Raw genomic sequence first — 24,943 nt, forward strand, 5'->3', positions numbered from 1 at the left:
ACGGCGTATACATCTCGAGCAGAGGGGGTCAGGCCGACTATGACGGAAAGTGGTTCAGGCTCAACGAAGCTGCGGCCGGCCTACGAGGATGTCCAGGCGCATTACGATCTCTCGAACGACTTCTTTGCGCTCTTTCAGGATCCGTCGCGCACGTACAGCTGCGCGTACTTCGAGCGTGACGACTCCTCACTCGAAGAGGCACAGCTCGCGAAAATCGATCTGGCGCTGGACAAGTTGGGCTTACAGCCCGGAATGACCTTGCTCGACGTCGGTTGCGGCTGGGGCTCGGTGATGAAGCGCGCAGCGCAAAGATTCGACGTGAACACACTCGGCTTGACGTTGAGCAGAAATCAACGCGCACTGGGCCAAGAGGTCCTCGATGCCGTCGAGACCACGCGGTCTCGGCAAATTCAGCTGCGCGGCTGGGAAGAGTTCGACGAGCCGGTCGATCGGATCGTCAGCATCGAAGCGTTCGAGGCGTTCCCGAAGGATCGTTATGCCGCGTTCTTCGACACCTGCCACCGCGTGATGCCCGACGACGGGCGAATGGTCTTGCAGACGATCATGGGCCACCCGCTGAAACGCTGGCCGGAACTCGGCATCCCGATCGTGATGTCGGATCTGAAGTTCATGCGGTTCATCTCCAAAGAGATCTTCCCGGGCGGCGCGGTGCCCTGCGATGAGGACGTCGTCGAGTTCTCGGAGAAGGCCGGCTTCGCGGTGGAAGAGCTTCAATACCTGACGCCGCACTACGTGCGCACCCTCGACATCTGGTCGGAGCGGCTGGAGGCTGCGCGGGATCGGGCCGTCGAGGTGACGTCGGTCGAGGTGTACGACCGCTACATGCGCTACCTCGTCGGCTGCTCGGACTTCTTCCGCCGGGGCGTGTCCGAGGTCGGACAGTTCACCTTGGTCAAGCGCTGATCAGGCGGCACCGAACGTCAGCACCACGTTGTAGCCACCCATGCCCATCGTGGTGCTGACGGCATAGCGGTAGTCAGCCCTGCGGGGCCGGTCGACCACCACGTCGAGGTCGATCTCGGGATCGAGGTCCTTCAGGTTGCGGGTGGCCGGCACGACACCGTCGCGCAGCGCCTGCACCGTGAGCACCGCCTCGATCGCACCCGCGGCACCCAGCGAGTGGCCGAGCGCCGCCTTGGGTGCGTAGACCGCGGGCGTGTGACCGCCGAAGGCGCGCCGGATCGCGCGGGCCTCGGCGAGGTCGCCGGACGTCGTTCCGGTGGCGTGGGCGTTGACGTGGTCGATGTCGGATGGCTGCAGCCCGGCCAGGTCGATCGCGTGAGAGATCGCGGCAGCGGCCGTCTCTCCGGTCGGGTCCGGTTCGAGTAGGTCGTAGGCGTCGGAATTCGTCGAAGCGCCCAGGAGACGGGCCAGGATCGGCGCGCCGCGGGCCTTGGCATGCTCTTCGGTTTCGATGAGCAACATGGCGGCGCCCTCACCGAGCACCATCCCATCGCGATGCCGGTCGAAGGGGCGGCACGCGCCGGCCGGATCGTCGTTGTTGGTGGACAGCAGGCCGAGCTCGTGGAAGGCGGCCACCGGCACCGCCTCGATCTGGGTCTCGACTGCGCCGCAGATCGCGACATCGGCCTCCCCCAACACGATGTGCCGCCAGGCCTGCGCGATCGCGCCCGCACCGGACGCATCGCCCATCAACGGCGCAATCACACCGGCTCTTGCCTTGCGTTCCAACCCCACCGCGGCGGCCGGCGCATTCGGCATGTGCATCTGGACCGCCAGCGGTGACATCGCCCTCAGACCGCGGGCGTGCCAGTCGACGGCGCCTTCCGCGATTTCTTCGGTGTTCGCCAGGGCCGTGCCGATCGAGACCAGCAGCCGACTGGTGTCGACCTCGGGTGAGCCGGCGGCCGCCCAGAGCCTGCGGCCCACCACGGTCGACATCTTGCCCAGATAGGACAGCCGGCGAAGCTCGACACGGTTGAGGTGTTCGTCGAAGTCTTCGCGCAGCGCTCCGCCGATCCGCACCGGCGAGTCGTATTCATGGATGAACCACTTGTCGAGCTGGCGGATGCCACTGGCGCCCTCGAGCAATTGCTGCCAGGTTTCTTCGGCGTCCGCTGCCAGAGCAGTCGTCGAGGCCACTGCCGTGACCACCACATCGGCGAGTCCGTCGCCGGTCCGCAACGCTGTCATAACCGCTGACCCCTTCGGTCGCGTCCAAGGTGACGCGAGGGATACCCGCTACTCCGGGAATATATACCGGCGTCAAGCTGATATGCTTGCAACAACGTTGGCTGCTCGAAACGGCTGCCAGCACGTCGTGGAACACCTTCACTTCACCGGCACAACCGCTCTGCGGAAGCCGAGTTCAGCTGATCAGTGCCACCAAGCACACAGTCTCGCGGCGATCGATTTTGCCCTCCGGCAATCTCGCCATGTATCGATGCCCGAAAGGCTTCATGAATCCCGAATTGACGTTCGCCGATCTCGGCGTGCGCCCCTCATTGGTGCGCGCACTGTCCGACGGCGGCATCACCCATCCCTTCCCGATCCAGGTCTCGACCCTGCCGGACACTCTGGCCGGCCGCGACGTGCTCGGTCGGGGCAAGACCGGCAGCGGCAAGACGCTGGCGTTCTCCATTCCGCTGGTCAGCCGGCTGGCTGACACCACCCGTCGCTCATCCCGACCCTCGGGCCTGGTCCTGGCGCCCACTCGCGAGCTGGCCACCCAGATCACCGCGGCGCTGCAGCCGCTGGCTGAGGCTGCCGGTCTGCGGGTCACCACCATCTTCGGTGGCGTTCCGCAGAATAAGCAGGTCAAGGCTCTGCAGGCCGGCGTCGACATCGTCGTCGCCTGCCCTGGGCGTCTGGAAGACCTGATGCGCCAGCGCCTGATCACGCTCGACGCCGTCGAGATCACCGTGATCGACGAGGCCGACCACATGGCCGACCTGGGCTTCCTGCCCGGCGTGACCCGAATCCTCGCTGCCACCCCGGCCGGCGGGCAGCGCCTGCTGTTCTCGGCGACCCTGGACAACGGCGTCGACAAGCTGGTGGCCCGGTTCCTGCGCGACCAGGTGTCGCACTCGGTCGACTCGGACACGTCGCCGGTCGACGCGATGACCCACCACGTGTTCCACGTGGCCGGCGTCGATGCCAAGAAGGACTTGGTGCACGCCCTGGCCTCGGGCACCGGACGCCGAATCCTGTTCCTGCGCACCAAACATCACGCCCGCAAGCTGGCCAAGCAGCTCACCCAGGCCGGTATCCCGTCAGTTGATCTGCACGGCAACCTTTCTCAGCCTGCCCGCGACCGCAACCTGGCGGCGTTCGCCGCCGGGACGGCCCGGGTTCTGGTCGCGACCGACATCGCCGCCCGCGGTGTCCACGTCGACGACGTCGAGCTGGTCGTCCACATCGACCCGCCCGCCGAACACAAGGCATACCTACATCGCTCGGGTCGTACCGCGCGAGCCGGACGCACCGGCGACGTGGTCACTGTGGTGCTGCCCGAGCAGCGCCGCGACACCCAGGCCCTGCTGCGCAAGGCCGGCATCAAGGCCACCCCGCAACAGGTTTCGGCAGATTCCGAGCCCGTGCAGGCGTTGGTCGGCGAGGTCGCCGCATACCAGGCGCCGCCGCCCGCGCCGGCGCCTGCTGCGCCTCGCCGCGCGTCCACACCGGGCCGCGGCCGTGGCGGCCAGGCTCGAGGCGGCCAGTCCGGCCAGTCTCGTGGTGGCCAGTCTCGTAATGGCCAGCCCGGCAGCAACCAGTCTCACGGTGGCGGCCAGCCCGGCCGCCGTCGTGCCCGTCGGCCGCGCTCAGCGGTTGGCACCAACTAGATTTCGTTCCGGCGGGCCCGCCGGGACGAGCAAGGGATGCCTTCGGCATCCATCTGAATGAGAGAAGAAGAAATAGATGGCACAGGGAACTGTGAAATGGTTCAACGGCGAAAAGGGCTTCGGCTTCATCGCTCCTGACAGTGGCGAGCAGGATCTGTTCGTGCACTACTCGGAGATCCAGGGCAGCGGCTACAAGTCGCTCGAGGAGAACCAGCGTGTCCAGTTCGAGGTCGGACAGGGACCCAAGGGCCCCCAGGCGACGCGGGTTTCCGCGGTCTGACTCGGACCTCATACCACAAGCAAGGGCTGGTACGGCAATGCCGTACCAGCCCTTCGCTTTTGGCAGGCTCAGGTCAGCGGCTCGATGAGTTGCCGGATCGCGTCGCACACTGCCGTGAGCGTGTGCTCGTCGCGGGTCGACAAGGTCAGTACAAACGAACCCTGGATGAGCGCGAGCACCACATCGGCGAGATCTTCCGCGGCGCGGTCGGTGCGAACGTCGCCGCGCTCCTGGCCCGACGCGAACAGTGATGAGAGCCGCACCTTCCACCCCTCAATCTGGTCGGCAAGCTGCGGACGGAAGACGTCGGAGGTGGCGGCCACCTCGGTGGAGAATTTCCCGGTCAGGCAGGCCGTCTGAAAACCTGACTTGACGAAGACCTGGGACATGTCGCGGTAGTACCCGGTTACCTTGTCGGCGGTCGACAGGTCGGTTCTGGCCGCCCAGGTGGCGACCAGTTCACCCTGGAACCCCATGTATCGGTTCAAGACGGCTTGGCCGAATGCATCTTTGGATCCGAAGTGGTGGTAGAACGAGCCCTTCGGCACGCCGGCCTCCGCGAGGACGGAGTCGATCGTGGTTCCATGGAAGCCGTTTTCATAGAACAACTTCGCGCCAGCGCGAAACAGCCGCTCCTTGTGCGAGAGCGCCGCTTCCTGCTGCGTCGTCATTCGAACCGCCTTCGAACCGTCGGTGAACTGGGCTTTCCCCACTATAGGTCGCTTCTGACTGCGATTAGACGATGTGGCCTAGACCACATCGTCTAGACCAGACAGACTAGACGATCTAGTCTAGCGCGAAGGGGTTGATCGAACGGAGGACCGTGATGGTCGCTATCGGAGCCGGCGGACTGTCGCCGGGACGCTTCCTGAGCCGGGTCGCCGCATGGTTGCGTGCGCCCGTATTCGCCGAGCAGGAACCACGGGGTAAGAACCTCAACTCCGCACCGCCGCGCGCCGGCTTCGTGGAGCACTCAAGGATGTCACGGGAGATGTACCGCCTCTGAGGTGAGCTATGGTTGTGTGCCGTGGCCAGTCGGCTCCGCAGCCACGCCGTCAACGCGCCACCCTCGGGAACAGAGGCCCATTGCATGCCGAAAAGCTCTGAGCAATCTCAACTTTCACTGGGTGTGCTCGCTCGGTCGCGCAAGGAGAACGAGCTTCGGCTGCCCATCCATCCCGCGCATATCGACAGAATCGACGCCGCGTTGCGACAGCGGATGTTTCTCGAGCATGGCTTCGGCGAGCATTTCGGCGTCACTGACGAAGCTCTGGCCGGGCTGGTCGCCGGGATCAAGCCGCGTGCTCAGTTGATCGCCGAGTGTGACGTCATCCTGCTGCCCAAGGTCCAGGCCGAAGACCTCGCGGAGATGAACGTCGGACAAGTGGTCTGGGGATGGCCGCACTGTGTCCAGGACGCTGCCTTGACGCAGGCCGCCATCGACCGGCGGTTGACGATCATCGCCTTCGAGGCGATGAACCATTGGCACGCCGATGGTTCCTTCGCACTCCACGTATTCCACAAGAACAATGAACTCGCCGGTTATTGCTCCGTCCTCCATGCGATGCAGTTGGCCGGCGTCACCGGCAGTTATGGCCGACGGTTGCGGGCTGCAGTGATCGGATTCGGTGCCACCGCTCGTGGAGCGGTCACCGCGCTCAATGCGCACGGCGTCGACGACGTGCGGGTGCTCACCAACCGCGACGCGGCCGCGGTAGCCTCGCCCATTCACTCGACCCAGATCTTCAAGATGTGGCAGGACTCTGACGACGCCGCGCGCACTTGGGTGGACACCCCCGACGGTCCTGCGCCGGCAGCGACGCTGCTGGCCGATAACGACATCGTCGTCAACTGCGTCCTTCAGGATCCCGAGGCGCCGCTGATCTTCGTGACCGCCGACGAACTCGAGGCGTTCGCTCCCGGCAGCCTGATCGTCGACGTCTCCTGCGATACCGGGATGGGCTTCAGCTGGGCTCGGCCGACGTCGTTCACCGACCCGGTCATCACCGTGGGTTCCGGCGTGCACTACTACGCCGTCGACCACAGCCCGTCGTACCTGTGGAATTCGGCGACGTGGGAAATCAGCGAGGCGTTGCTGCCGCACATCGCGACGGTCCTGGCCGGACCGGACGCCTGGGACAGCAGCACGACGATCTCCCGAGCTGTAGAGATTCGCGACGGTGTTGTCCGCAACCCCACCATCTTGTCGTTCCAGCGTCGAGCGGAGGACTACCCGCACCGGGTAGCGACGTAATCCAGTGCGGCTCGAGGCCAACGGCGCCAAAGTTCAGCTGGGCCGGGCCATCTCAATGGGTTCAGGTTGACGTTGAACGGGTCCGGATCGGGCATGCTTGGCCGCTCGGCTCACTGGATCGACACCAGTTGGTCGAGAGAGTCTCTGGGCAGGTCGCCATCGACGATCGCCATGACCTCAAGGCTGTTCAGCGTGATCGCGCCGTTGTGGTTGTCCAGGAAGGCAATGTCCGCCGCGTCACGGCCGGTGGCAATCCGCACCAGGGTTTGCCGCGGCGCCAAGAGCGTTCCGTCGACAACCCACCACTGTCCTCTCACATACGCCTCGGCGACAGCGTGAAAGTCCATGGGGTACAGACCCGGCGCGTACACCGAGACCACTCGGGCGGGCACGTTGACCGCCCGTAGCAGAGCGACGACCAGGTGCGCGAAGTCACGACACACCCCCGCGCCCGCCAGCAATGTGTCCACAGCTCCATCGATCGGGTCGCTGGAGCCAGGCACGTAGTTCAGTCTGTTTCCCACCCACGACGCCACATGCTCCAACAGCGATTCCGAGTCGAGATAGTTACCGAACTCCGTTGCGGCGAAGCCATAGAACTTATCAGCCTCCGCATACCTACTGGGGCGCAGGTACTTTGACACGTCGTAGTCGGTCACCGGAGCCGGCTTGGTTTGGCCGCTGATGGTTGCCTCATAGGCGACGCTCAGCGTTCCCACCGGAACGTCGAGCTTGTGGATTCGGTTGCCGTGCTCACCGCTGATCTCCGCCGCTGCGACGGGGAGCCCGTCCAGGATGAAGGACAACGCCTCGGATACTTCGGCTCCCGGGTGCGGCGCGACGGCGATTTGGAACTCCAGAGCCGTCGGACCGGTGATCTCCACCTCGAGGTGGGCGGCCACCTCTCGCTTCATCACGACCACGATGCCCTGCCCGGCCGCTCTGCGCTCATATCCGTCCCGCTGACCGTGCGCGAGCTGTTGTTCTTCGTGTTGCGGCACCCCGAGAGAGGCCGTTCGAGATCCGCCCGCACCTCAGCGCACCCCGAGCGCCGACATCAGGTCGGGCATCGCGACGGTCGCAAATCCGATCGAGGCGTCCCCAATTCCGTAGGGCAGCACCAAGGTGTCGGCGTGAACGAGTGCGCCGCACGAATAGACCACGTTGGGGACGTAACCGTCCTGCTCGTCCGGGGCGGGACTCAGCAGCGGCTCGCGCAGCCGGCCGATCACTTTCGTCGGGTCGTCGAGGTCGAGCAACAGAGCACCCATCCGGTAGGTGCGCATCGGGCCGACCCCATGGGTGAGCACCAACCATCCGGCATCGGTCTCGATCGGTGAACCACAGTTGCCCAGTTGCAACACTTCCCAGGCCTCGACCGAACGCTGGCACGGGCGCGAGTCCGTCCACACAAATGGGTGATCCGAATACGCGATTGAGTTCGACTCTCGATCCGCCCTCGACAACCCGGCGTACCGACCGTTGATGCGACGCGGAAACAATGCCAGACCCTTGTTGGCCGCAGCGCGCCCAACCATGGGCTTCGAGGTGAATGACCGGAAGTCAGCCGTCTCCAACAGCTGTTGGCTGATGTGCGAACCGCTGTAAGCGGTGTAGGTGGCGTAGAAGGTCACAGAGCCGTCGTCGTCGACGAAGCGCACGAAACGCGCGTCCTCCATCCCGACCGATTCGGCATTCATCGCAGGCCACAACACACGTTCGGAAAGCGGTACCTGGTCGGGGAATTCGACAGCGTAGCTCCTGTCCGCGATCGCGCGGATGTCGGAGATTGTCTCGAGCACACGTCCACGAGTGCTCGAGTGGGACTGCAGTTGGACCAGCCGCTCCTCGAGGTCGCTACGGCTAAAGCACTCACCGAGTGGTTCGAGGACGTAGTTGGCTGCTTCCCCGTCATCGTCGAGTCGGTGAAGCTCGCTGCGGAAGACCGCGGCGTCCAAACCGCCCGCCGCCGTCGCGCCGACCGTGGCGAACGCACCCAGAGGGTCAATGCGAGGACACCCCGATGCATCGACCGCACCGGTCCGAAACCCGATCGAGGACCGATGGCCTTCACCAATACCGCGGACACTCAACACAATCCGTAGTTCACCCGCAGTCGTCCCGGTCTGGTCAGGGTGCGCGACAATGCTGGGATTGCACAGCGCCGCGCCCTCGATCGCGTACTCGCTGGTGAAGGTGGCGCCCAGTAACAGCATCCGGGCATCGGACACTCGCGCATCTGGCCGCAGCCGGTCAGCGAGTTCGCGGGCGTGCCGCCGGAACGTGCCGCCCAGATCGCGATGCCGGCTGTCGAACCGGCTGATCACGTCATCCAGCGAGCGCATAACATCGTCTTCACCCAGCGCGAGGATGCGCGCGAGCACCGCACCTGCCCGCGAATCCTGCTGCTCGAAGCCTTCCTGGCCAGGCACGAAGAGCCGGGTGACGACTCGTGACCTGTCAAGCGTCAGCCGCAGTGGGACACGCTTGGCGAGATCAACTTCCATCGACGTCATCTCTGCAGCAACGATATTCGCCGGCCGTGCTGCATCGTCGAGATCATTGCCAACGTCGACTCAGCGCCTTGATTGAGGTTTACCCCGTCGGCCAGTAGCCCGTCGTATCCACCGCCGGTGGCCGGATCCCACATCAGCTGGCCGGCGTCATTGGCGCCGGTGAACCACGACACAGCATTTCGCACACCGTCGTTCCACTGTGCGGCGGCGTCGACGGCAGCGGCGCGAGCGCAGGCGTCGGCCAGAGCTGCGACCTCGATCGGCTGCTGATCGAAAGCCGGTTGGGGGTCGCCAGGGCCCCGTCCTGCGACCGGAGTGGGCGACAGGTGCCCATTGAGGGTTTCGATGTCCACAAGCCAGGCCAACAGGTCGAGTCCCTGCTGCCACAGTTTCGGTGCCTCCAGCGCCACACCCACACCGATGATCGCTTCGGCCAGAACAGCATTGGCGTAGCGGAGACGCGGCTCGGGCCACGGCCAGTCAGGATTGCCGTTCGGCTTGGCTATCGAGACCGCGTAATCGGTGACCAGTTTGCGGGCAGCGCGATGGTCAGGATGGACCGTGAGAACTTCAACGGCACCCAAAGCGGCGTATGCCATCGCGCGCGGCCATTTCGACCGTCCTTGGGCGGCACGTTCGAACTGGACGAGCGCTGACTTGCGCACCCATACGACGTCGCTGTGCGCTACTGCTGTACCGAGGCCCCAGATGCATCTGCCCCAACAGTCGTCCAGGCTCGGTTCGTCCAACCACTTACCGGCAGCATCCATTCGGTTCCGGCAGGCACCACCGAGGGCTTGGGCGTCATTGAGGAACCGCACGGCAACGCCGGCGAGGCGATTGACCTCACCGGAGGCGCCGGGCTCACGGGCCGCGACGACGAGCACGCGGGCCATGTCGTCAGTGCAATAGCCGTGCTCGGGCCGCGGTTCGTCAAAACACGCATGCTCAAAGGTCCCGCGATGGTCCGTCATCCGAAGTAGTTGATCGAACTTCGGAATCGCTATCTCGCTCATACGAGTGCCGACCTTCGGGAGCAGAGACGTTGAGCCAGAACCAAATAGTCTTTGGCAACCACTGGCCAGGCCATCGTCGGGGCCAACAGGCGCGCCCTTGCCGCCATCTGTCCAGCCAACCGGGGTTGCGTCAGCACTGAGAGCAGGGCGGATGTGAGTGCATCCGTGTCGCCGTGCGGCACGACGATTCCGGTGCCGTCGCCGAGCAATTCGGCCGCATGAGGGAACGCGGTCGCCACGACGGGACGTCCGTTGGCGATAGCGTCAACCAGTACGCCCGAGGTGACTTGTTCGGTGGAGTCGTATGGCAAGACCACCGCCGCCGCTGACTGAATCATGGCGCCAAGCGCCTTGTTGTCCCGGTAGGAGCAGTCGAACTTCACCGAGTCCGCGACGCCGCGGCTGTTGGCACGTTCCCGCAGAGCATCAAGGTAGGCGTCGCCATCCGCGGCGAGCACCTTCGGGTGCGTGCGGCCGGCGATCAGATAGACGGGCCGCCCGGGGAGTTCGCTGAGCGCGGCCATGGCATCGATGACTCGCTCGATGCCCTTGCCCGGCCCAAGCAGGCCCCAGGTCAAGAGCGTGGGACGACCCGAACGTTTGACGTCAGCCCTGGCGCCGACGGTAGCTCCGTGCGGAATCGTGATGATCTTTCGGCTGTCGACTTCGTAACCCAGGCAAAGACGTTCGCGCGCAGCGTTGGTCATCACGACAACCTGATCGGCTTGCGCCACTATCGATTCCAGTACCCAACGTTGTCGCGGCGTAGGCTGTTTGAGCACCGTGTGAGCAACAACGACTGTCGGAACCTGCATCGCACGGATGATGTCGACGACCTCGTCGCCGTCGGCTCCGCCGTAGATCCCGTACTCGTGCTGTATGACCACAACGTCAGATCTGTTCAGCAGCTGTACGCCTGCGGATACCGACGCCGGTACACCGTTGATCAATTCTCCGATGACCTGGACGTCGCCGCTTGGCGGCCCATCGGCGATCCGAACCACGTCGACTGCGGCACCGTTGTCGCGAAGCCCGTCGGCCAGCGCCGCGCTGAACGTGGCCAATCCGCACAATGTCGGCGGATATGTGCTCAGTATTCCGACCCGTGGGATCCGGGAAAAGCCCTGGCGGCTAACGGAACTGGACGTATTTGTTGGAAAGACAGATTGAAAGTTCAAGGTGATCCCGTCTTGCGGTTGTCACCGACGTGCCCGGCATGAGCGAATGCTCGACGAGTCAGCGGCGGACGGCTGAGTCATTCCGGACTGGCTGAATTCCCAACACCACCCACACTACACCCCACGACCAGGCAGTGAGCTCCAACGACGGCCGGCGCGAGAATCGGACAGCGCACCAAACGTCACTCATCCTGCCGCCGCATCGCCAGGCTCCTCATCGATTTCCGTTGATAATGAACAGTTTCCAACCGATCGCCAGGTTTTGCCGGTCAGCACGGATGTCGGTACCGATGCGAGTAGGCTTCATGTACGGCGATGCTTCGGACGCGGTCACCCCTCGGGTCACCGCCGCCCATCTTGGTGGGTTTCATTGCCGCAGACAGGAGCGTCCGATGACGCAACCAGAAGTACGCCCGTCAGTTGGCTGGAAAGAGCCGCCACCACAGGCGACACCGCGCTTACGACTGAAGCCGAAGGGCCCCCAGACCGGTCGCGTTGACGGGGCGTGGTGGCCGCACAGCGAAGACCTCGAGGCCGAAGTCCCCGACCTGCTCGCGGTGTTGTCGATTCGCCTCGGCCCGATCAGCTATGTCCTCTACAAAATGACGGAGTGGGTGAAGGCCCGCGGCAAGATACTGATCGGCGGCCGAACTGTCCGACTCGACGGCTACCACCGCCAACCGAGCAACACAGTTGAAGTTCAGGGGCTTGGCGGCGGGAAGCTTGTCCTGCTCGTCGTACCTGTGGGAACAGATGCCGATCGGGCGCACGCCGTCATGATGACGGCCGCGGCTCCCGACAATGCCTCGACCAGCGATGAACTGCTGGCTGTGGCCCTCGACGGCTAGGCGCGGGTCCGAGCCGTCCACCGATCGGCGGACACCACGGTCCACTGCCAAGATCCACTGCCCAGTGGATACCTGTGGCGCACGCCACTGGCGACGATTGCGTCATGGAAACACGTATCCGCCGGGTCGCGCTCGCCAGCTACGTCGGCTCGGCGATCGAGTACTACGACTTCTTCATCTACGGCACCGCCGCCGCGCTGGTGTTCCCGCACGTGTTCTTCCCGAGTATGAGCCCACTGATGGCGACCATCGCCTCGCTGGGCACCTTCGCGGCAGCGTTCCTGTCCCGGCCAATCGGGGCCGCGGTGTTCGGCCACTTCGGCGATCGCATCGGACGCAAGAACACCTTGGTGTTCACGCTGCTGATCATGGGTGCATCCAGCGTCTGCGTCGGCCTCATCCCCAGCACAGCCGTCATCGGCACGGCCGCACCCCTGCTGCTGATCAGCATGCGACTGCTACAAGGTTTCGCCGTTGGCGGCGAGTGGGCCGGTGCCGCCCTGATGAGCGCCGAGCAGGCGCCGCACGGCAAGCGCGGCTACTACTGCATGTTCACCCAGTTGGGTCTCGGCACCGCGCTGGTCTTGGGCAACCTGGTGTTCCTTGGGGTGCACGGCGCCTTCGGTGACGCGGAAACAGCCTTCCTGCAATGGGGTTGGCGCATCCCGTTCCTCATCAGTGCGGTGCTGGTGGCGGTCGCGCTCTACATCCGGCTGCACCTCGAGGAAAGCCCCGTGTTCGCCGAGTCGGCGGCCGAGGGTCACAGCGGGGTTCCACTCGCCGAAGCAGTTCGGCACCAAGGCCGCGAAGTGGTGTTAGCGGCCGGCGCGGTGATGGGCTTGTTCATGCTGGCGTTCCAGGTGGGCACCTACTTCCCCAATTACGCCGCGACGCACCTGCATTACGACGAGGATCTGATCCTGCTCGTGGGCGTGGCTGGTGGGGTGTGTTCGTTGGTGTTCGTCGCCGCGTCGGCGATCCTGAGCGATACCTACGGCCGTCGCCGCATCCTCGCGCTCGGCGCCGCACTGGCGTTGCCCTGGACCCTGATCCTGTTCCCGCTCATCCAATCCGGCGACCCCGTCCGCTACGGCATCGCCGTCATCGGTACCTACGGCATCATCGGCATCATGATGGGCCCGCTGGCCGCGTTCATTCCGGAGATCTTCGCGGTCCGCTACCGCTACAGCGGTGCCGGCCTGTCCTACAACGTCGGCGGCATCATCGGTGGCGCGCTGCCCCCGGTGCTCTCCCCGGTGCTGCTGTCGTCGTACGGCAGCTGGTCGATCACCGCGATGATGGCGGGCTTCACCGTGGTCAGCCTGGTAAGTGCGCTGCTCCTGACCGAGACGGCCGGACGTGGCTTGGGCGCGGCTGAGTCACCCGAGCCCCGTGAACCCGTCGTCGCGCAGCAGCGCTTGGCCCACGCGGCGTGCTAGCCACCAGCCGACGCCGTCAGGGCGCGGCGGCTTCGACCTTCGCGGCGGCCTCGAGCATCTGGGCCGACCACAGGGAGCACTCTGCCTCTGCCGCACGAATCACGGCGTCAGCGATATCGCACATCGAGCTGTCGTGCTCGGCGCCGGCATCCATTGCGGCCGCGCGCCGTATCACCAGACGCCCCAGATTCACCGACGTGGAGCTGGGCACCACGAGCAGCCGTGCGCAGCCGGTACGACCGGAGACAATCATCAGCCGATGCTGGCGATCGTTCCAGCCGTGCATCGACACCGCCCCCGACGTCAGCGTCTTCAAGACCGGGGTGCCCGACGACGACGACCAGTTGATCTTGATATCGACGATTTCACCCAGCACCGGATGCAATGCCTCGATCAATTCCGGCAGTTCGCGGGCAAGCGCGAAGGAATGCGGCCACCAAGCGCCATCGATGTCACCGCCGAGGGTGGGTTTCAGTGTGACGCGCACCGGACTGGCCAGGCGCCGACTCCCGGACATGCCGTTCACGAGGACGCCGATGTCGGCGAGTGGGACTCGGTGAGTCCAGAGAAAATCGGGTGCGGGACGGGCACATTGGCCGTCTCATACGCAGCATCCGTCGTCTCGACAGGATGAGAGAAAAGGTCGGAGCTTTCCATCTGGGAAATTCCTCACGCGTTAGCAGAGTCGACCTGCGGGCAGAGCCCAGGCCTAACGGTCCCCGCCAATGCAGAACGGATCTGCCTTCGACACTACACCCCGGGGTTCCCCGAGCGTCGGTCGATTCCGGATTCGCGGTCCGGCTGGCGTCGGCGGTATCGAGCGGTGATCGCGTCGGCCGCTCACCGAGCACGTGAAATATCCTGCGGGACAGCAAATTTGCCGGGCGAGAACGCACGAACTCGCCTTGCCGGGCCCCGTTTCCGGGATTCGGGCGTAGAGTCCAAGGGACCGGGACCGCCATCAGGCCCCCTATTGAAGGGCCAACAATGTCCGACAAGTCCCCGCGACAGGGTATGTCGAAGAAATCCGGCAAGTCCCTGAAAGAGAAACGGGCCGACAAGCGCTCCAAGTCCGACGGCCCGCAGGATCAAACCGTGGCCAACGCCAGAACCCGCTGAGTCCCATGTCGACGATGCGCGGCACTAGCATCGGGTAGTCCTTGCCGACAACACTTTTCGCGACTGTCGGTTAACCTGCTCAGGCAGCGGTCGCCCGATTACGCGATCGGCATCTTCGACACCGGTGCCGCGGGCACCACGCTGTTGCACCGGCCCAGGCGGTGCTGCTCGATATCGGCCGCGAACGCGCGCAACGCGCTGCGGACCATCCGCGCGGTCCCGTCAGGGTGCCGACACGCCCCTCGGCCGTCCACAAGCCGGGTGATACGCCGAATCTCTTTGACCAGATGGTCACTGGCGCGCCCGTAGGCCAATTCGTCGATCAATTCGGACAGCCGGGGCAAGCCGTTGCGGCACGGACCGCACTGGCGTGCACTCTCGTCGGCGAGATAACCGGCGATCTCGGCGGTGCGGACCAACCCGCACTCGGTCACACCCAGGGCGTGGACGATTCCGGCGCCGGGCGATGCGCCCAGCGATTGCAGACCCGAGCGGGAGAGCCGGATTCCGGCGAAAGTCTCAGCGGGCAGCCAACTCCCGTGGTAGCCGCCGACCAGTACCGCCGACACCGCCCGGGTGTCGATCAGATCCATGAGCGGCACACCCGTCGGAACCTCGACAACGCCCTCACCGTCCAGCGCACCCGAGAGGGTGACGAGCATGGTGCCCGGGTCCGTCGAGTCGCCGATCGAGCGGAACCACTCGGCTCCGTGGCGGGCGATCAAGGCCAGGTGCGCCAACGTCTCGACGTTGTTGACCAGGGTCGGGCGTTTACGCACCCCCGAGATCGCGACGGGGACAGTGCGGTCGCGTGGCAGCGCGGGTCCGCCCTCGATGTGCCGGATCGCAGCGGATTCCTCGCCCGCGACGAAGGTGTCGGGTGCCTCCACCACCGTCAGCTCGACATCGAGCCCGGCCGACCGTCGCTCGTCGAGCGCCGCGCGTACCGACGCCACGGCGTCGGAGTGGACGTACAGGTAGCCGGTGTGGGCGCCGATCGCGGCGGCGGCGATATCCAGACCGTCGATCACCAGGTGCGGCGCGCGCGTCAGCAGCAGCGCGTCCTTGCGGCTCAGCGGTTCTCCCTCGGCACCGTTGGCGACCACCACGGGATCCGCGCCGGCTACCGCGGCGAGTTTGCGGCCGGTCGGGAAGCCGGCGCCGCCGCGCCCGGAAAGTCCGGCGTCGGTGAGACGTGAAATGAGTTGGCTGCCTGAAATTTTCGGTGCAGCGCCGAAGCAGTCGAGGTGTTCGGCCAGAGTCGGCCCGGCGGCGGCCAGCAGCCGCGGTGCGCTACGCATCGGCATACTCACTGAAGTTGGCGCGCAACCGCCACGTCAGCGCGGCAGCCACGACGACCGCGCAGGCGCCGGCGATCGCGAGGAACCACACACGTCCGGTGTCGGTGCCGTTGCCCAGCGCATGCGCCATCGAGACCGGCCACAACGAGTAGGTCGACCAGTGCACCAACCGGAATGCTCGCGGCCCGATGCGGTGCCGGAGCAGACCGGTGATCACGACGACGGCGAGCACGTCGACGGCGACGGTGCCCAGCCCCTGCCACAGCGGCCGGTAGGTGCCGAGGAAGGGCACGACGATGTCGATGAGTTTCAGCTTGGCGTACGGGTCGAGGAACAGCAGCCCGATGTGCAGCGCGACCAGCAGCGTCGACGACAGGGCGGCGAAGCGATGGACATCAGAGACCGCGAATCTGGGCAGCACCAGCAGCGGGCGCCCGGACCGCGCGGCGATGCCCAACGCCACCGAGACGGTCATGAACACCAACGCGACGACGCCGTTGCCGCGGCCCAGCGCCCACAGTGCCTCGTTCGTCATGACCCGCGTGACACGGTGACGTGCGGGGAGAAGCTGTTGCCGCCCGAGGTGCCGCCGCCGCCGGCCGGGACGTGGCTCTGCCGGATCGGGAACGCGGGTTGCGACTTGGTGCTCGGTGCCGGTGCCTGCTCCTGGACGGTCGCCTTTGGCGTGTAGGCCGGTTTCTGGGTGTAGGTCGGCTGCGGGGTGTAAGTCTGCTGCGGGGTGGAGGCCTCCGCGGGGGCCGGTGCGACCGTCGGCTCCGGGCTCGGGGGCGCCGGAGTGTCCGCCGCGGGCGCCGGCGCTGGGGCTGGTTCCACGACAGGAGGCGCGGGGGGCAGGTCCGCGGCGGGGTCGGTCGCCACCGGGTCGACCGGCGGAAGCTCGGCAACGACGGGCTTGACGGTGTCGCCGTAGGCCAACGCCGATGCGCCCGCCACTCCGGCGATGCCGATGCCGGCCAACGCCCACGAGGTCACGGCGGCCCGGCGGAATCCGGAACGAGGTGAGTCCATGCAGTGATGGTGGCAATGGATTCTTTACGGCCTCTAAGAACTGGTGACGAAAGTCCCCGTGGCCCTGATCCGGCGTCGTGACATTCTGGAGCGGTGAGCACTTGGGACGACAGCACCGATACCGGCGAATACAGCGTCGAGGACGACAACCAGCTCCAGCCCGAGGACACGTTGGTCGACCGCGGCGTCGACGACATCCTCGACGAGGGCATTTCCCCTCCGGAGCGGCCGATCGCCCGCACGAACCTCGACCACCCCGGCCCGGAGACGCTCGACGAATTACTCGCCGAGGAGGAACCCGATCCGGTGTCCCGGCTGAACAATGTGCTTGACGAGCTGAATGGCTCCGCCGCGGACGACTCCGACTATCCGGAGGACGACGAGGTCGGCCGGGTTCGGTCGGGTCGTCTGGTGGCCCCCGATGCGGGCTTCGGTGAGGACGACGAGTCCGAGCTCGTGGCCGAAGACGTCGGTATCGACGGCGGGGCGGCCTCCGCGGAGGAGGCCGCCATGCATGTCATCGACGATGAGGACGACTAGGCGGGTCGAACCCGCTAGCGCACGGCAGCATTGATCGAGGGTTTGTCGATCATCCCCTTCTCGACGCCCCAGATCGTGGCGATCGTGCGGTACTCCCCGGTCTCGATCAAATGCTGCAGCGCCTGGCGCAGCGGCTCGGCGAGACCGGAGTCCTTGGCCACCGGCCATCCGTACGGTGCGGAGTCGAACACCGCACCGGCGGCCTCGAGTTGTCCGCCGCTGGTTTTGATGGTGAACCCGGTGACGGGCGAATCGGCCGACATGGCATCGACTTCCCCGGCCATCAGTGCGGCGTTGAGATCGTCCTGCCGGGTGTAGATGACCTTCTTGATGGGGGGCTTGCCGGCCACCACACAGTTGTTGCTCTTGGCAGGCAGCTCCTCGGACTCCTGCAGAGAGGGGTAGGCCACCCCGACCCGCAGGCCGCACGCGTTGTCCGGGTCGATCGCGGCGCCGGGCCGCTGCGCCCATAGCGTGCCGGCCCGGAAGTAGGTCACGAAGTCGGCCGCGGCTTCGCGTTCTTTGGTGTCGGTGAACGACGACATGCCGAGGTTGAAATCGCCCGCGCGCACCGACGGAATGATGGCCTCGAACGCGGTCTGGCGGTACTCCGGTGTCAGACCGAGAGTACGGGCGACCGCATTCATCAGGTCGACGTCGAACCCGACCACTTGGCCGTCGGCGTCGATGAATTCGTTTGGCGCATAAGGGATGTTCACGCCGACGACAAGCCGGCCCGACTCCCGGATCTTGGCAGGTACCAGGGCCGCGATGGACGGCACCGCGCCGTCGGCCTGCGGTAGCGGTTCCGAGCTGGATGCGGTGCCCGCCAGGCTCGTTGCGCTGCTGGACCGAGTGTCCGATCCCTGCCATTGCCAGGCACCGATACCCGCGGCGGCCACCAACAGGAGGGCCGCGCCGGCGGCGGCGAATGCGCGCCGGCGGTGTGGCCGCGGCTCGGCCAACACGTGCCGACCGGAACTTCCGGTCTTGCGACTCCGCGCGGTCAGGGCCTGGCGTGCGGCGGCGGCCAGTTCTCCGGCGCTGGCGTAGCGCTGGGCCGCCTTCTTGGCCATGCCTTTGGCGATGACCTCGTCGAAGGCGGCCAGCTTGGGGTTCTTCTCGGACGGTCGCGGGGCGGGCGTGGTCATGTGCCCGGCGATCTGCTGTTCGAGGCTGTCGTCCGGGTAGGGCCGGTCGCCGGTGAGGCATTCGTAGAGGACGCACGTCAGTGCGTAGACATCGGATCGGTGATCGGCCTGGCTGCCGCTGAACCGCTCCGGGGCCATGTACGCCAGCGTGCCCAGCGTGCTGCCGGCCGTCGTCAGCCCCGCCTCACTCGCGGTGCGGGCCAGTCCGAAGTCGATCAGGTAGGCGAAGTCGCGACCGGTGATCAGAATGTTGGACGGCTTGACGTCGCGGTGGATCAGGCCGGTCGCGTGGGCGGCGTCCAAGGCGGCGGCGACCTGCTCGACGATGCTGACCGCACGCGCAGGGTCCAACGGCTTGCCGGTGTCGGACAGGATCGAGCCCAGCGTGTGGCCTTCGATGAGCCGCATGTCGAGGTAGAGCCGACCGTCGATCTCGCCGTATCCGTGGATCGGGACGACATGCGGTTCGTTGAGGGCGGCTGCGGCTTGCGCCTCACGCCTGAATCGTTGCTGGAACGTCTCGTCCTCGGCCAGCCGGTGCGGCAGAACCTTGAGGGCGACCACGCGATCGGTCTTGGTGTCGAAGGCCCGGTAGACCTCGCCCATCCCGCCACGACCTATCAGCTCCTGCAGCTGATAGTGCCCAAATGGTGTCGCCTCCACCATCTACTCCTTGGCAGCTCCCCCGACCGTCGATTGAAGCTACATCACCTTTGCCAGGGACGCCGCCGGTCGGCGAGACGAAACAGAGAGGTCTCTTTTGCCTGCGAGCCTTCGACCACCTGCGCCTTGGCACGGTACGGTCATAGGGGCTGACCCACCAGCCTCGCGGGAAACGTCACGGCGGCGATCTGAATGCCCCGCCGCACCGGTGCCCTCCGGCCCGACGTAAACCGACCGCAGTTCTGGCGCCAAACCATTGGCGCGTGGCCGATCACTCAGCGTCGAACGAGCGCTGCGTCACCCCACTCTCGCGGCAGTACACCTGCGGCCACAACATCGCACGTCGCACGCTGCGCGGCGCGCAGAAGGAAGGCTCCGTTGAGCCAGTTCACCGAAACCATGGTCAGTAACGCCCGGTGGAGCATGAAGGGCATGGTCACGGGCGAGCCCGACGCTCCCGTGCGCCACAGCTGGGCCGAGGTGCATGCGCGCGCCTGCCGGATCGCCGGCGGCCTCGCAGCAGCCGGTGTCGGTCACGGCGATGCTGTCGCCGTGCTCGCCGGCAATCCTGTCGACATCGCGCCGACCGCGCAGGGCATCTGGATTCGAGGCGCCTGCGTCACCATGCTGCACCAGCCGACGCCGCGCACCGACCTGCTGCGCTGGGCTGAGGAGACAATGTCGGTACTCGCGACGATCGACGCCAAAGTCGTCGTTGTCGGCGAGCCGTTCCTACCGGCCGCGCCGCTGCTCACCGAGCGGGGAATCCGAGTGGCCATCGCCGGAGAACTGCTACAAGCAGCCCCGGTACGCCCCGTGCACTCCCGCGACGAAGACCTCGCCCTGATGCAGCTGACCTCGGGCTCGACCGGCTCCCCTAAGGCGGTCCAGATCACGCACGCCAACGTTGTCGCGAACGCCGAGGCGATGTTTGTCGGCGCCGAGGTCGACGTCGAGTCCGATGTGATCGTCAGCTGGTTGCCCTGCTTCCACGACATGGGCATGACCGGCTTCCTGACCGTGCCGATGTACTTCGGTGTCGAGCTCATCAAGGTCACCCCGATGGACTTTCTCCGAGATAATTTGTTGTGGGTCAAGCTGATTGACAAGTACAAGGGCACAATGACCGCTGCCCCCAACTTTGCCTACAACCTCCTGGCGAAGCGGCTGCACAGCTTGGCATCACCCGGCCAGTTCGACCTGTCGTCGCTGCGCTGGGCCTTGTCCGGTGCCGAGCAGGTCGATCCGGCCGACGTGGAGGCTCTCTGCGCCGCGGGCGCACCGCATGGGCTGCGACCCGAGGCGATCCTGCCCGCCTACGGAATGGCCGAGACAACCGTCGCCGCCTCGTTCTCGACGTGCGGCGCAGGCATGACCGTCGACGAGATCGACGCCGATCTGCTGGCTGTCCTTCATCGCGCGGTACCCGCAACCCGAGGAAACACCAGACGTCTGGTGACATTGGGTTCGCTGCTGGACGGACTGGAGGCCCGCATCCTCGACGAGGACGGCGCCGTGATGGGCACCCGCGGGGTCGGCGTGATCCAACTCCGCGGTGCCCCCGTCACGCCCGGGTACACCACGGTTGCCGGCTTCATTTCGGCGCAGGACGATCAGGGCTGGTACGACACCGGCGACCTGGGCTATATCACCGAGAATGACGAGATCGTCGTCTGCGGCCGGCTCAAGGACGTCATCATCATGGCCGGGCGCAACATCTATCCGACCGATATCGAACGCGCCGCCGCCCGCGTCGACGGCGTGCGGCCCGGGTGTGCGGTCGCCGTCCGGCTCGATGCTGGGCATTCACGCGAATCATTCGCTGTCGCAGTAGAATCCAAGGGTTTCGATGACCACGACGAGGTGCGTCGCATTGAGCACGAGGTGATCCACGAGGTGGTGGTGGAGGTCAACGCCCGGCCCCGCAATGTCGTGGTGCTGGCCCCGGGAGTCATCCCCAAGACCCCATCCGGCAAGTTACGCCGCGCTCACGCTTTGGCGTTGGTCACCTGACGGCAGCGGTACATTTATCGAGCGGGGATCCCGCTGTCTCCGCCCAGTGACACCCGGGGAGGGGGTCGATGGACGACTACGACGCGCAGCCGGGCCGCAAAACGCCCCTGGAGCCGGAGCTCTCCCCGGCCCAGCTTCATTCTGACGAACTTGACCTGAACGCTGGGCTCAGCGGTTTGGCGGGGATCGTCGCGGACGCCGCCAGCGTCGACGAAATACTGTGCCAGGTAGCGCAATTCGCGGTTCAGGCGATACCGGGCGCCGACGGAGCCGGGGTCACCCTGATCCAACCCCGTGGCCCGGACCCAGGTGAGAACCTTCACATTCAGGCGTGGTCGGTGACTGCGGACTTCATCAAGGCCATTGACACCCTGCAATACGACAAGCTCGGCGAGGGGCCGTGCATCACCTGCATCCGGTCCGGACGACCGGCGGTGAGCGGTTCGCTGGGCAGCGACCGCCGCTGGCCTCATTTTGGCGGTGCGGTGGCGCGATTGGGCGTGCATTCCGTACTGGCTCTGCCGCTGACCGTTGGTGAGCGGGTCATCGGCGCGATCAACTCCTATGCCCACGGCCGCGATGCATTCACCGAACACGCCGTCCATCTGGGGACCCAATTCGCCGGTCCCGCAGCGGTATCGGTGTACAACACGCAGCTGCTGGCCAGCACCCGACTGCGCACGTTGCAACTGCAACAGGCGTTGCGCAGCCGGGCAGTGATCGACCAGGCGATCGGCATCATCCGCAGCCGCTCCGGCGGCACCGCGCAGGAGGCCTTCGACCGGCTCACCCGCATCAGCCAGCGTGAGCACATCAAATTGGCTGACGTCGCCGAGCAACTCGTCGAGGAGGCGGTGCGGCGGGCCCGGGCACGTCAGCAATAGGTGCTCAATGCCGACCGCGGGCTAATTCGGTCAGAGCCCTGATCAACTCTGGCCGGGTGTGCCGGTCTCTCATCAGCCGCCGCGCGACATCCGTCAGATGCTCGCCGCGCGCGCGGCTGTGGGTGCGCAGCAGCCGGAATGCCTCATCCATCGAGATACCGAGCACCTCGCTGACAAATCCCTTGGCCTGCTCCACGACTGTGCGGCTGGTGACAGCGGATCTCAGCGGCGATACCACAGTATCGAGAGTGGGCGAATGTTCCTGCAGCACAGCCACACACGCGATGTGGGCAAGGGTCTGAGCAACCAGTCCATCCGCTTCGCTGAGTCCACCGGTCCGGGTATCGAACAAGTTCAGCGCACCCAGCACCGTCCCGGCCGCGCGCATCGGTAGGGCGTGCACTGCCACGAAGCCGGCCTCCGCCGCGGCCGGGGCAAACCGCGGCCACCGGTCGACCTGAGTGGCGATGTCAGGCACCACGACCGGCTCGCCGATCCGGTAGCAGTCGATGCAGGGCCCCTGCTCGGCCTGCAGCTGGAACAGCTCGAGATCCCGCGTCTGCTCCGAGGTGGCGGCCACCAGATGAAGCCGCCGAAGTGGATCGGCGAGCAGGAATCCTGCCGACGCGATGTCGAGCAGTTCGGCACAGCGTTCAGTCAGTTCGGTCAGCAGGTCCACAACGTCGAAATCGTCGAGCAGACTGTCGACCAGTGATACCACCGCGCCGAGTACGCGGGTTTCGCGAAGGTCATCGCTCGCCATGGCTTGCCTCCCGCCTGTATGTGCGATGCACATCTTCGAGGTTCATCGGTCCGCCTCCAGTCTGAGCCGCCGGTCGATGATGTCGCGAGCGACGTCGGTGGCGCTTCGACCGGTGGCGTAGGCGTGCGCACGCAGCCGCACCAGGGCCTCGGTCGGGTCCACGTCCAGTTGCGCCACCAACATTCCGGTTGCCTGGCTGACCTCGGCACGGCTCAACGCGCACAGCTCCGCCCACGCGCTACTGCTCGGATCATCGACAGCCGCCTGCAAGTCGCCGACGAGCAGATCCAGAACCGGAATGCCGGCCAGATCGGCCGCGGCCGCAGCGCCCACGAGTTGTTCACCCGCCAACGCACCCGGTTGCGCCCGGAAGAGATCGAGCGCGCCGACGTACTCACCGGCTACCAGCACCGGCATGGCAAATACTCCCCGGATCCGATGTTCCAGCATCGCGCGACCGTAACTGGGCCAGCGGGCTTCACCGGGGTGGGCCAGATCGACCACCACCACCGGGGCCTGCTGGAGGACCGCGTCCAGGCACGGCCCCTCGCCGTAGGTGAACTGCAATTCGTCGTACGCGCGGGCTGAAGCACCGCTGGAGCCGAGCGTGCCAGCGTTCGCGCCGTCGAAAACGAGCGAGATCGCGGCCGCGTCGATGTCGAGCAGGAGCACGCATGCTTCACAGAGCCGGTCGGCGGCTTTCACTCCGCGCTGTCCGTCGACGGCCGCAACAAGCTCGTCCTGGATCGTCAAGCTAGCCGCACCAAGCTTGTGGTGCCTGCTCGGCAAGTGATCGTTCCGCGGCCATCACTCCACCCTCCCCTACTGGGGTCACTATTGGTCGGATTTGCCGAAGCCGCGCGCCGACGGCCCCAGCCGGCAACACTGCCCAACACGGGTAGGCTGTAGTGGCTGGCACATTCAGCCGGCCCGAATCGGCTCCCCACCTCTGCGGCGCCGCGAGCATCCGCTCACAGCCGGGCGCTTTCTCCAATGCCGTTGTCGCTCAACACAACGGTCGATTTGTCGAGGACTCCCATCGCCATCACAGACGTCGCCGACTATGCGCATCTGAGCCAGCAGGACATCGATACCTTGGCGGCCGCACTCGATGCGATCCGCAGCGATATCGAGGATTCCCGTGGCGCGCGCGATGCCGCCTACATCCGCCGAACGATCGCGTTCCAGAGGGCGCTGGATGCGGGCGCCCGCCTGTTGATCTTCGGCAGCCGATCGCGGCGCGGGTGGCTACTGGGGGTGGCGTCCCTGGCCGTGGCCAAGAGCATCGAGAACATGGAAATCAGCCACAACGTTGTTCACGGCCAATGGGATTGGATGAACGATCCCGAAATACACTCCACCACCTGGGAGTGGGATATGGCCGGGCTCTCGTCGCAATGGCAGTACTCGCACAACTACCGACACCACGTCTTCGCCAATGTCGTCGGCGTCGACGACGACCTCGGCTTCGGCATCATGCGGGTGACCCGCGACGTCGCATGGCGCCCACGTAACCTGATGCAGCCTTTCCGCAACGCGCTGCTGGCCGTCATCTTCGAATGGGGCATCGCCCTCCACGGTTTGCACTCAGAACATGAACGCGCAACAAACGCTGAACAACGCCAAGGCCACACGCGCGCACTCAAGTCCAAGATCCGGCGTCAGGTCATCAAGGATTACGTTGCGATCCCGGCTCTCAACGGATCTCGTTGGCGACGGGCGCTGTCGGCCAATGTTGCGGCCAACATCGTGCGAAATCTGTGGGCCTACACCGTGATCTTCTGCGGACATTTCCCCGACGGCGTCGCGACATTCACGCCCGACGTCATCAAGGACGAAAGCAAGGGCGAGTGGTACCTGCGCCAGATGCTGGGCAGCGCCAACTTCACAGCCGGGCGGGTGCTCGCCTTCCTCAGCGGAAACCTGTGCTACCAGATCGAGCACCATCTGTTTCCCGATCTGCCGAGCAATCGCTACGCCCAGATCGCCCGACAGGTTCGCCCGCTGTGCGATGAGTACGGGCTGCCGTACACCACCGGCTCGCTGCTGGGCCAGTTCTTCCAGGTCCAGCGCAGCATCCTGAAGTTGGCACTGCCCGACCGCGTCGCGTAAGCCTCGCACTCCC

The 24,943-nt window shown here is 65.8% G+C and carries 25 protein-coding genes; 12 read left to right on the forward strand and 13 right to left on the reverse strand.

What is annotated here, in order from left to right; all coding sequences use genetic code 11:
• Window positions 1–39 precede the first annotated feature (39 nt).
• Window positions 40–924, forward strand: coding sequence for a cyclopropane mycolic acid synthase family methyltransferase (locus G6N32_RS23305; RefSeq protein WP_163789413.1), 885 nt, complete (start codon window positions 40–42; stop codon window positions 922–924).
• Here the strand turns inward: G6N32_RS23305 and G6N32_RS23310 are convergent, their stop codons facing one another.
• Window positions 925–2,175, reverse strand: coding sequence for a KasA/KasB family beta-ketoacyl-ACP synthase (locus G6N32_RS23310; RefSeq protein ID WP_115318710.1), 1,251 nt, complete (start codon window positions 2,173–2,175; stop codon window positions 925–927).
• A gap of 266 nt (window positions 2,176–2,441) precedes the next feature.
• Here G6N32_RS23310 and G6N32_RS23315 point away from each other — a divergent pair, with 266 nt between their 5' ends.
• Entirely contained in the window at window positions 2,442–3,824 is a 1,383-nt protein-coding gene (locus G6N32_RS23315) for a DEAD/DEAH box helicase (protein WP_115318709.1), read from the forward strand.
• 76 nt (window positions 3,825–3,900) lie between these two features.
• Entirely contained in the window at window positions 3,901–4,104 is a 204-nt protein-coding gene (locus G6N32_RS23320) for a cold-shock protein (RefSeq protein WP_071947580.1), read from the forward strand.
• A gap of 68 nt (window positions 4,105–4,172) precedes the next feature.
• Here the strand turns inward: G6N32_RS23320 and G6N32_RS23325 are convergent, their stop codons facing one another.
• Complete coding sequence (locus tag G6N32_RS23325) at window positions 4,173–4,775, reverse strand: TetR/AcrR family transcriptional regulator (RefSeq protein ID WP_115319080.1); 603 nt, start codon at window positions 4,773–4,775, stop codon at window positions 4,173–4,175.
• 155 nt (window positions 4,776–4,930) lie between these two features.
• On the opposite strand from G6N32_RS23325, the gene G6N32_RS23330 reads away from it, so the two are divergent.
• Window positions 4,931–5,110, forward strand: coding sequence for a hypothetical protein (locus G6N32_RS23330; protein ID WP_115318708.1), 180 nt, complete (start codon window positions 4,931–4,933; stop codon window positions 5,108–5,110).
• Between the two features lie 84 nt (window positions 5,111–5,194).
• On the forward strand, window positions 5,195–6,358 hold the full coding sequence (locus G6N32_RS23335; protein WP_115318707.1) for a N(5)-(carboxyethyl)ornithine synthase: 1,164 nt from the start codon (window positions 5,195–5,197) through the stop codon (window positions 6,356–6,358).
• A gap of 110 nt (window positions 6,359–6,468) precedes the next feature.
• Here the strand turns inward: G6N32_RS23335 and G6N32_RS23340 are convergent, their stop codons facing one another.
• The 4 genes from G6N32_RS23340 to G6N32_RS23355 all read right to left on the reverse strand — a co-directional run bounded on the left by G6N32_RS23340 (window position 6,469) and on the right by G6N32_RS23355 (window position 11,068).
• Window positions 6,469–7,272 carry a transglutaminase-like domain-containing protein gene (locus G6N32_RS23340; RefSeq protein ID WP_170310643.1) on the reverse strand — a complete coding sequence of 268 codons (804 nt, stop codon included), beginning with the start codon at window positions 7,270–7,272 and terminating at the stop codon, window positions 6,469–6,471.
• Between the two features lie 120 nt (window positions 7,273–7,392).
• Window positions 7,393–8,874 carry a glycoside hydrolase family 130 protein gene (locus G6N32_RS23345; protein ID WP_115318706.1) on the reverse strand — a complete coding sequence of 494 codons (1,482 nt, stop codon included), beginning with the start codon at window positions 8,872–8,874 and terminating at the stop codon, window positions 7,393–7,395.
• Window positions 8,871–9,890 (reverse strand): glycosyltransferase, encoded by a 1,020-nt coding sequence (locus G6N32_RS23350; RefSeq protein WP_115318705.1) that lies wholly within the window; start codon window positions 9,888–9,890, stop codon window positions 8,871–8,873. Before G6N32_RS23350 ends, G6N32_RS23345 begins: the two co-directional genes overlap by 4 nt.
• Window positions 9,887–11,068 carry a glycosyltransferase gene (locus tag G6N32_RS23355; protein WP_410432241.1) on the reverse strand — a complete coding sequence of 394 codons (1,182 nt, stop codon included), beginning with the start codon at window positions 11,066–11,068 and terminating at the stop codon, window positions 9,887–9,889. Before G6N32_RS23355 ends, G6N32_RS23350 begins: the two co-directional genes overlap by 4 nt.
• A gap of 392 nt (window positions 11,069–11,460) precedes the next feature.
• On the opposite strand from G6N32_RS23355, the gene G6N32_RS23360 reads away from it, so the two are divergent.
• The gene (locus G6N32_RS23360) at window positions 11,461–11,916 is read left to right on the forward strand and encodes a DUF5994 family protein (RefSeq protein WP_115318704.1); all 456 of its coding nucleotides are present in this window, start codon (window positions 11,461–11,463) and stop codon (window positions 11,914–11,916) included.
• Window positions 11,917–12,020: 104 nt separating this feature from the next.
• Entirely contained in the window at window positions 12,021–13,355 is a 1,335-nt protein-coding gene (locus G6N32_RS23365) for an MFS transporter (protein ID WP_174901041.1), read from the forward strand.
• Window positions 13,356–13,371: 16 nt separating this feature from the next.
• On the opposite strand, the gene G6N32_RS23370 is transcribed toward G6N32_RS23365, so the two are convergent.
• Complete coding sequence (locus G6N32_RS23370; RefSeq protein ID WP_232077275.1) at window positions 13,372–13,872, reverse strand: DUF5994 family protein; 501 nt, start codon at window positions 13,870–13,872, stop codon at window positions 13,372–13,374.
• A gap of 470 nt (window positions 13,873–14,342) precedes the next feature.
• Here G6N32_RS23370 and G6N32_RS29200 point away from each other — a divergent pair, with 470 nt between their 5' ends.
• On the forward strand, window positions 14,343–14,474 hold the full coding sequence (locus tag G6N32_RS29200; RefSeq protein WP_264028575.1) for a hypothetical protein: 132 nt from the start codon (window positions 14,343–14,345) through the stop codon (window positions 14,472–14,474).
• A 98-nt stretch (window positions 14,475–14,572) separates the two neighbouring features.
• Here G6N32_RS29200 and G6N32_RS23375 read toward each other — a convergent pair whose 3' ends face one another.
• Genes G6N32_RS23375 through G6N32_RS23385 form a run of 3 tightly spaced genes read right to left on the reverse strand, consistent with a single transcriptional unit; the run spans window position 14,573 to window position 16,804 of the window.
• Window positions 14,573–15,775: an NADH-ubiquinone oxidoreductase-F iron-sulfur binding region domain-containing protein gene (locus G6N32_RS23375; protein ID WP_232077277.1), complete on the reverse strand. Its 1,203-nt coding sequence runs from the start codon at window positions 15,773–15,775 to the stop codon at window positions 14,573–14,575.
• The gene (locus G6N32_RS23380; RefSeq protein WP_115318701.1) at window positions 15,768–16,310 is read right to left on the reverse strand and encodes a ferric reductase-like transmembrane domain-containing protein; all 543 of its coding nucleotides are present in this window, start codon (window positions 16,308–16,310) and stop codon (window positions 15,768–15,770) included. Before G6N32_RS23380 ends, G6N32_RS23375 begins: the two co-directional genes overlap by 8 nt.
• Window positions 16,307–16,804 (reverse strand): hypothetical protein, encoded by a 498-nt coding sequence (locus tag G6N32_RS23385; protein ID WP_115318700.1) that lies wholly within the window; start codon window positions 16,802–16,804, stop codon window positions 16,307–16,309. The genes G6N32_RS23380 and G6N32_RS23385 overlap by 4 nt, the downstream gene beginning before the upstream one ends.
• Window positions 16,805–16,897: 93 nt before the next feature.
• On the opposite strand from G6N32_RS23385, the gene G6N32_RS23390 reads away from it, so the two are divergent.
• Window positions 16,898–17,344, forward strand: a complete 447-nt coding sequence (locus G6N32_RS23390) for a DUF5709 domain-containing protein (RefSeq protein ID WP_115318699.1) — start codon at window positions 16,898–16,900, stop codon at window positions 17,342–17,344.
• Window positions 17,345–17,358: 14 nt separating this feature from the next.
• Here G6N32_RS23390 and stpK7 read toward each other — a convergent pair whose 3' ends face one another.
• Complete coding sequence (gene stpK7, locus G6N32_RS23395) at window positions 17,359–19,158, reverse strand: serine/threonine protein kinase StpK7 (protein WP_115319076.1); 1,800 nt, start codon at window positions 19,156–19,158, stop codon at window positions 17,359–17,361.
• 378 nt (window positions 19,159–19,536) lie between these two features.
• On the opposite strand from stpK7, the gene G6N32_RS23400 reads away from it, so the two are divergent.
• Both G6N32_RS23400 and G6N32_RS23405 read left to right on the forward strand, forming a co-directional pair.
• Window positions 19,537–21,171: a fatty acyl-AMP ligase gene (locus G6N32_RS23400; protein ID WP_115318698.1), complete on the forward strand. Its 1,635-nt coding sequence runs from the start codon at window positions 19,537–19,539 to the stop codon at window positions 21,169–21,171.
• A 68-nt stretch (window positions 21,172–21,239) separates the two neighbouring features.
• A complete protein-coding gene (locus tag G6N32_RS23405; protein ID WP_115318697.1) occupies window positions 21,240–22,055 on the forward strand; it encodes a GAF and ANTAR domain-containing protein in 816 nt (271 codons plus the stop codon).
• Window positions 22,056–22,059: 4 nt separating this feature from the next.
• On the opposite strand, the gene G6N32_RS23410 is transcribed toward G6N32_RS23405, so the two are convergent.
• Both G6N32_RS23410 and G6N32_RS23415 read right to left on the reverse strand, forming a co-directional pair.
• Complete coding sequence (locus G6N32_RS23410; RefSeq protein ID WP_115318696.1) at window positions 22,060–22,818, reverse strand: GAF and ANTAR domain-containing protein; 759 nt, start codon at window positions 22,816–22,818, stop codon at window positions 22,060–22,062.
• A 42-nt stretch (window positions 22,819–22,860) separates the two neighbouring features.
• On the reverse strand, window positions 22,861–23,571 hold the full coding sequence (locus tag G6N32_RS23415; protein WP_115318695.1) for a GAF and ANTAR domain-containing protein: 711 nt from the start codon (window positions 23,569–23,571) through the stop codon (window positions 22,861–22,863).
• 285 nt (window positions 23,572–23,856) lie between these two features.
• On the opposite strand from G6N32_RS23415, the gene G6N32_RS23420 reads away from it, so the two are divergent.
• On the forward strand, window positions 23,857–24,930 hold the full coding sequence (locus G6N32_RS23420; RefSeq protein ID WP_115319075.1) for a fatty acid desaturase family protein: 1,074 nt from the start codon (window positions 23,857–23,859) through the stop codon (window positions 24,928–24,930).
• Window positions 24,931–24,943 lie beyond the last annotated feature (13 nt).

The organism is Mycolicibacterium aichiense (assembly GCF_010726245.1).
In the GTDB taxonomy this organism is placed as follows: Bacteria; Actinomycetota; Actinomycetes; order Mycobacteriales; family Mycobacteriaceae; genus Mycobacterium; species Mycobacterium aichiense.

Excerpts from the sequence above, each read along its gene's own strand:
- G6N32_RS23305 (WP_163789413.1), top strand. The coding sequence starts at position 40 with ATGACGGAAAGTGGTTCAGGCTCAACGAAGCTGCGGCCGGCCTACGAG.
- G6N32_RS23310 (WP_115318710.1), bottom strand. The coding sequence starts at position 2,175 with ATGACAGCGTTGCGGACCGGCGACGGACTCGCCGATGTGGTGGTCACG.
- G6N32_RS23315 (WP_115318709.1), top strand. The coding sequence starts at position 2,442 with ATGAATCCCGAATTGACGTTCGCCGATCTCGGCGTGCGCCCCTCATTG.
- G6N32_RS23320 (WP_071947580.1), top strand. The coding sequence starts at position 3,901 with ATGGCACAGGGAACTGTGAAATGGTTCAACGGCGAAAAGGGCTTCGGC.
- G6N32_RS23325 (WP_115319080.1), bottom strand. The coding sequence starts at position 4,775 with ATGACGACGCAGCAGGAAGCGGCGCTCTCGCACAAGGAGCGGCTGTTT.
- G6N32_RS23330 (WP_115318708.1), top strand. The coding sequence starts at position 4,931 with ATGGTCGCTATCGGAGCCGGCGGACTGTCGCCGGGACGCTTCCTGAGC.
- G6N32_RS23335 (WP_115318707.1), top strand. The coding sequence starts at position 5,195 with ATGCCGAAAAGCTCTGAGCAATCTCAACTTTCACTGGGTGTGCTCGCT.
- G6N32_RS23340 (WP_170310643.1), bottom strand. The coding sequence starts at position 7,272 with ATGAAGCGAGAGGTGGCCGCCCACCTCGAGGTGGAGATCACCGGTCCG.
- G6N32_RS23345 (WP_115318706.1), bottom strand. The coding sequence starts at position 8,874 with ATGACGTCGATGGAAGTTGATCTCGCCAAGCGTGTCCCACTGCGGCTG.
- G6N32_RS23350 (WP_115318705.1), bottom strand. The coding sequence starts at position 9,890 with ATGAGCGAGATAGCGATTCCGAAGTTCGATCAACTACTTCGGATGACG.
- G6N32_RS23360 (WP_115318704.1), top strand. The coding sequence starts at position 11,461 with ATGACGCAACCAGAAGTACGCCCGTCAGTTGGCTGGAAAGAGCCGCCA.
- G6N32_RS23365 (WP_174901041.1), top strand. The coding sequence starts at position 12,021 with ATGGAAACACGTATCCGCCGGGTCGCGCTCGCCAGCTACGTCGGCTCG.
- G6N32_RS23370 (WP_232077275.1), bottom strand. The coding sequence starts at position 13,872 with ATGTCCGGGAGTCGGCGCCTGGCCAGTCCGGTGCGCGTCACACTGAAA.
- G6N32_RS29200 (WP_264028575.1), top strand. The coding sequence starts at position 14,343 with ATGTCCGACAAGTCCCCGCGACAGGGTATGTCGAAGAAATCCGGCAAG.
- G6N32_RS23375 (WP_232077277.1), bottom strand. The coding sequence starts at position 15,775 with ATGCGTAGCGCACCGCGGCTGCTGGCCGCCGCCGGGCCGACTCTGGCC.
- G6N32_RS23380 (WP_115318701.1), bottom strand. The coding sequence starts at position 16,310 with ATGACGAACGAGGCACTGTGGGCGCTGGGCCGCGGCAACGGCGTCGTC.
- G6N32_RS23385 (WP_115318700.1), bottom strand. The coding sequence starts at position 16,804 with ATGGACTCACCTCGTTCCGGATTCCGCCGGGCCGCCGTGACCTCGTGG.
- G6N32_RS23405 (WP_115318697.1), top strand. The coding sequence starts at position 21,240 with ATGGACGACTACGACGCGCAGCCGGGCCGCAAAACGCCCCTGGAGCCG.
- G6N32_RS23410 (WP_115318696.1), bottom strand. The coding sequence starts at position 22,818 with ATGGCGAGCGATGACCTTCGCGAAACCCGCGTACTCGGCGCGGTGGTA.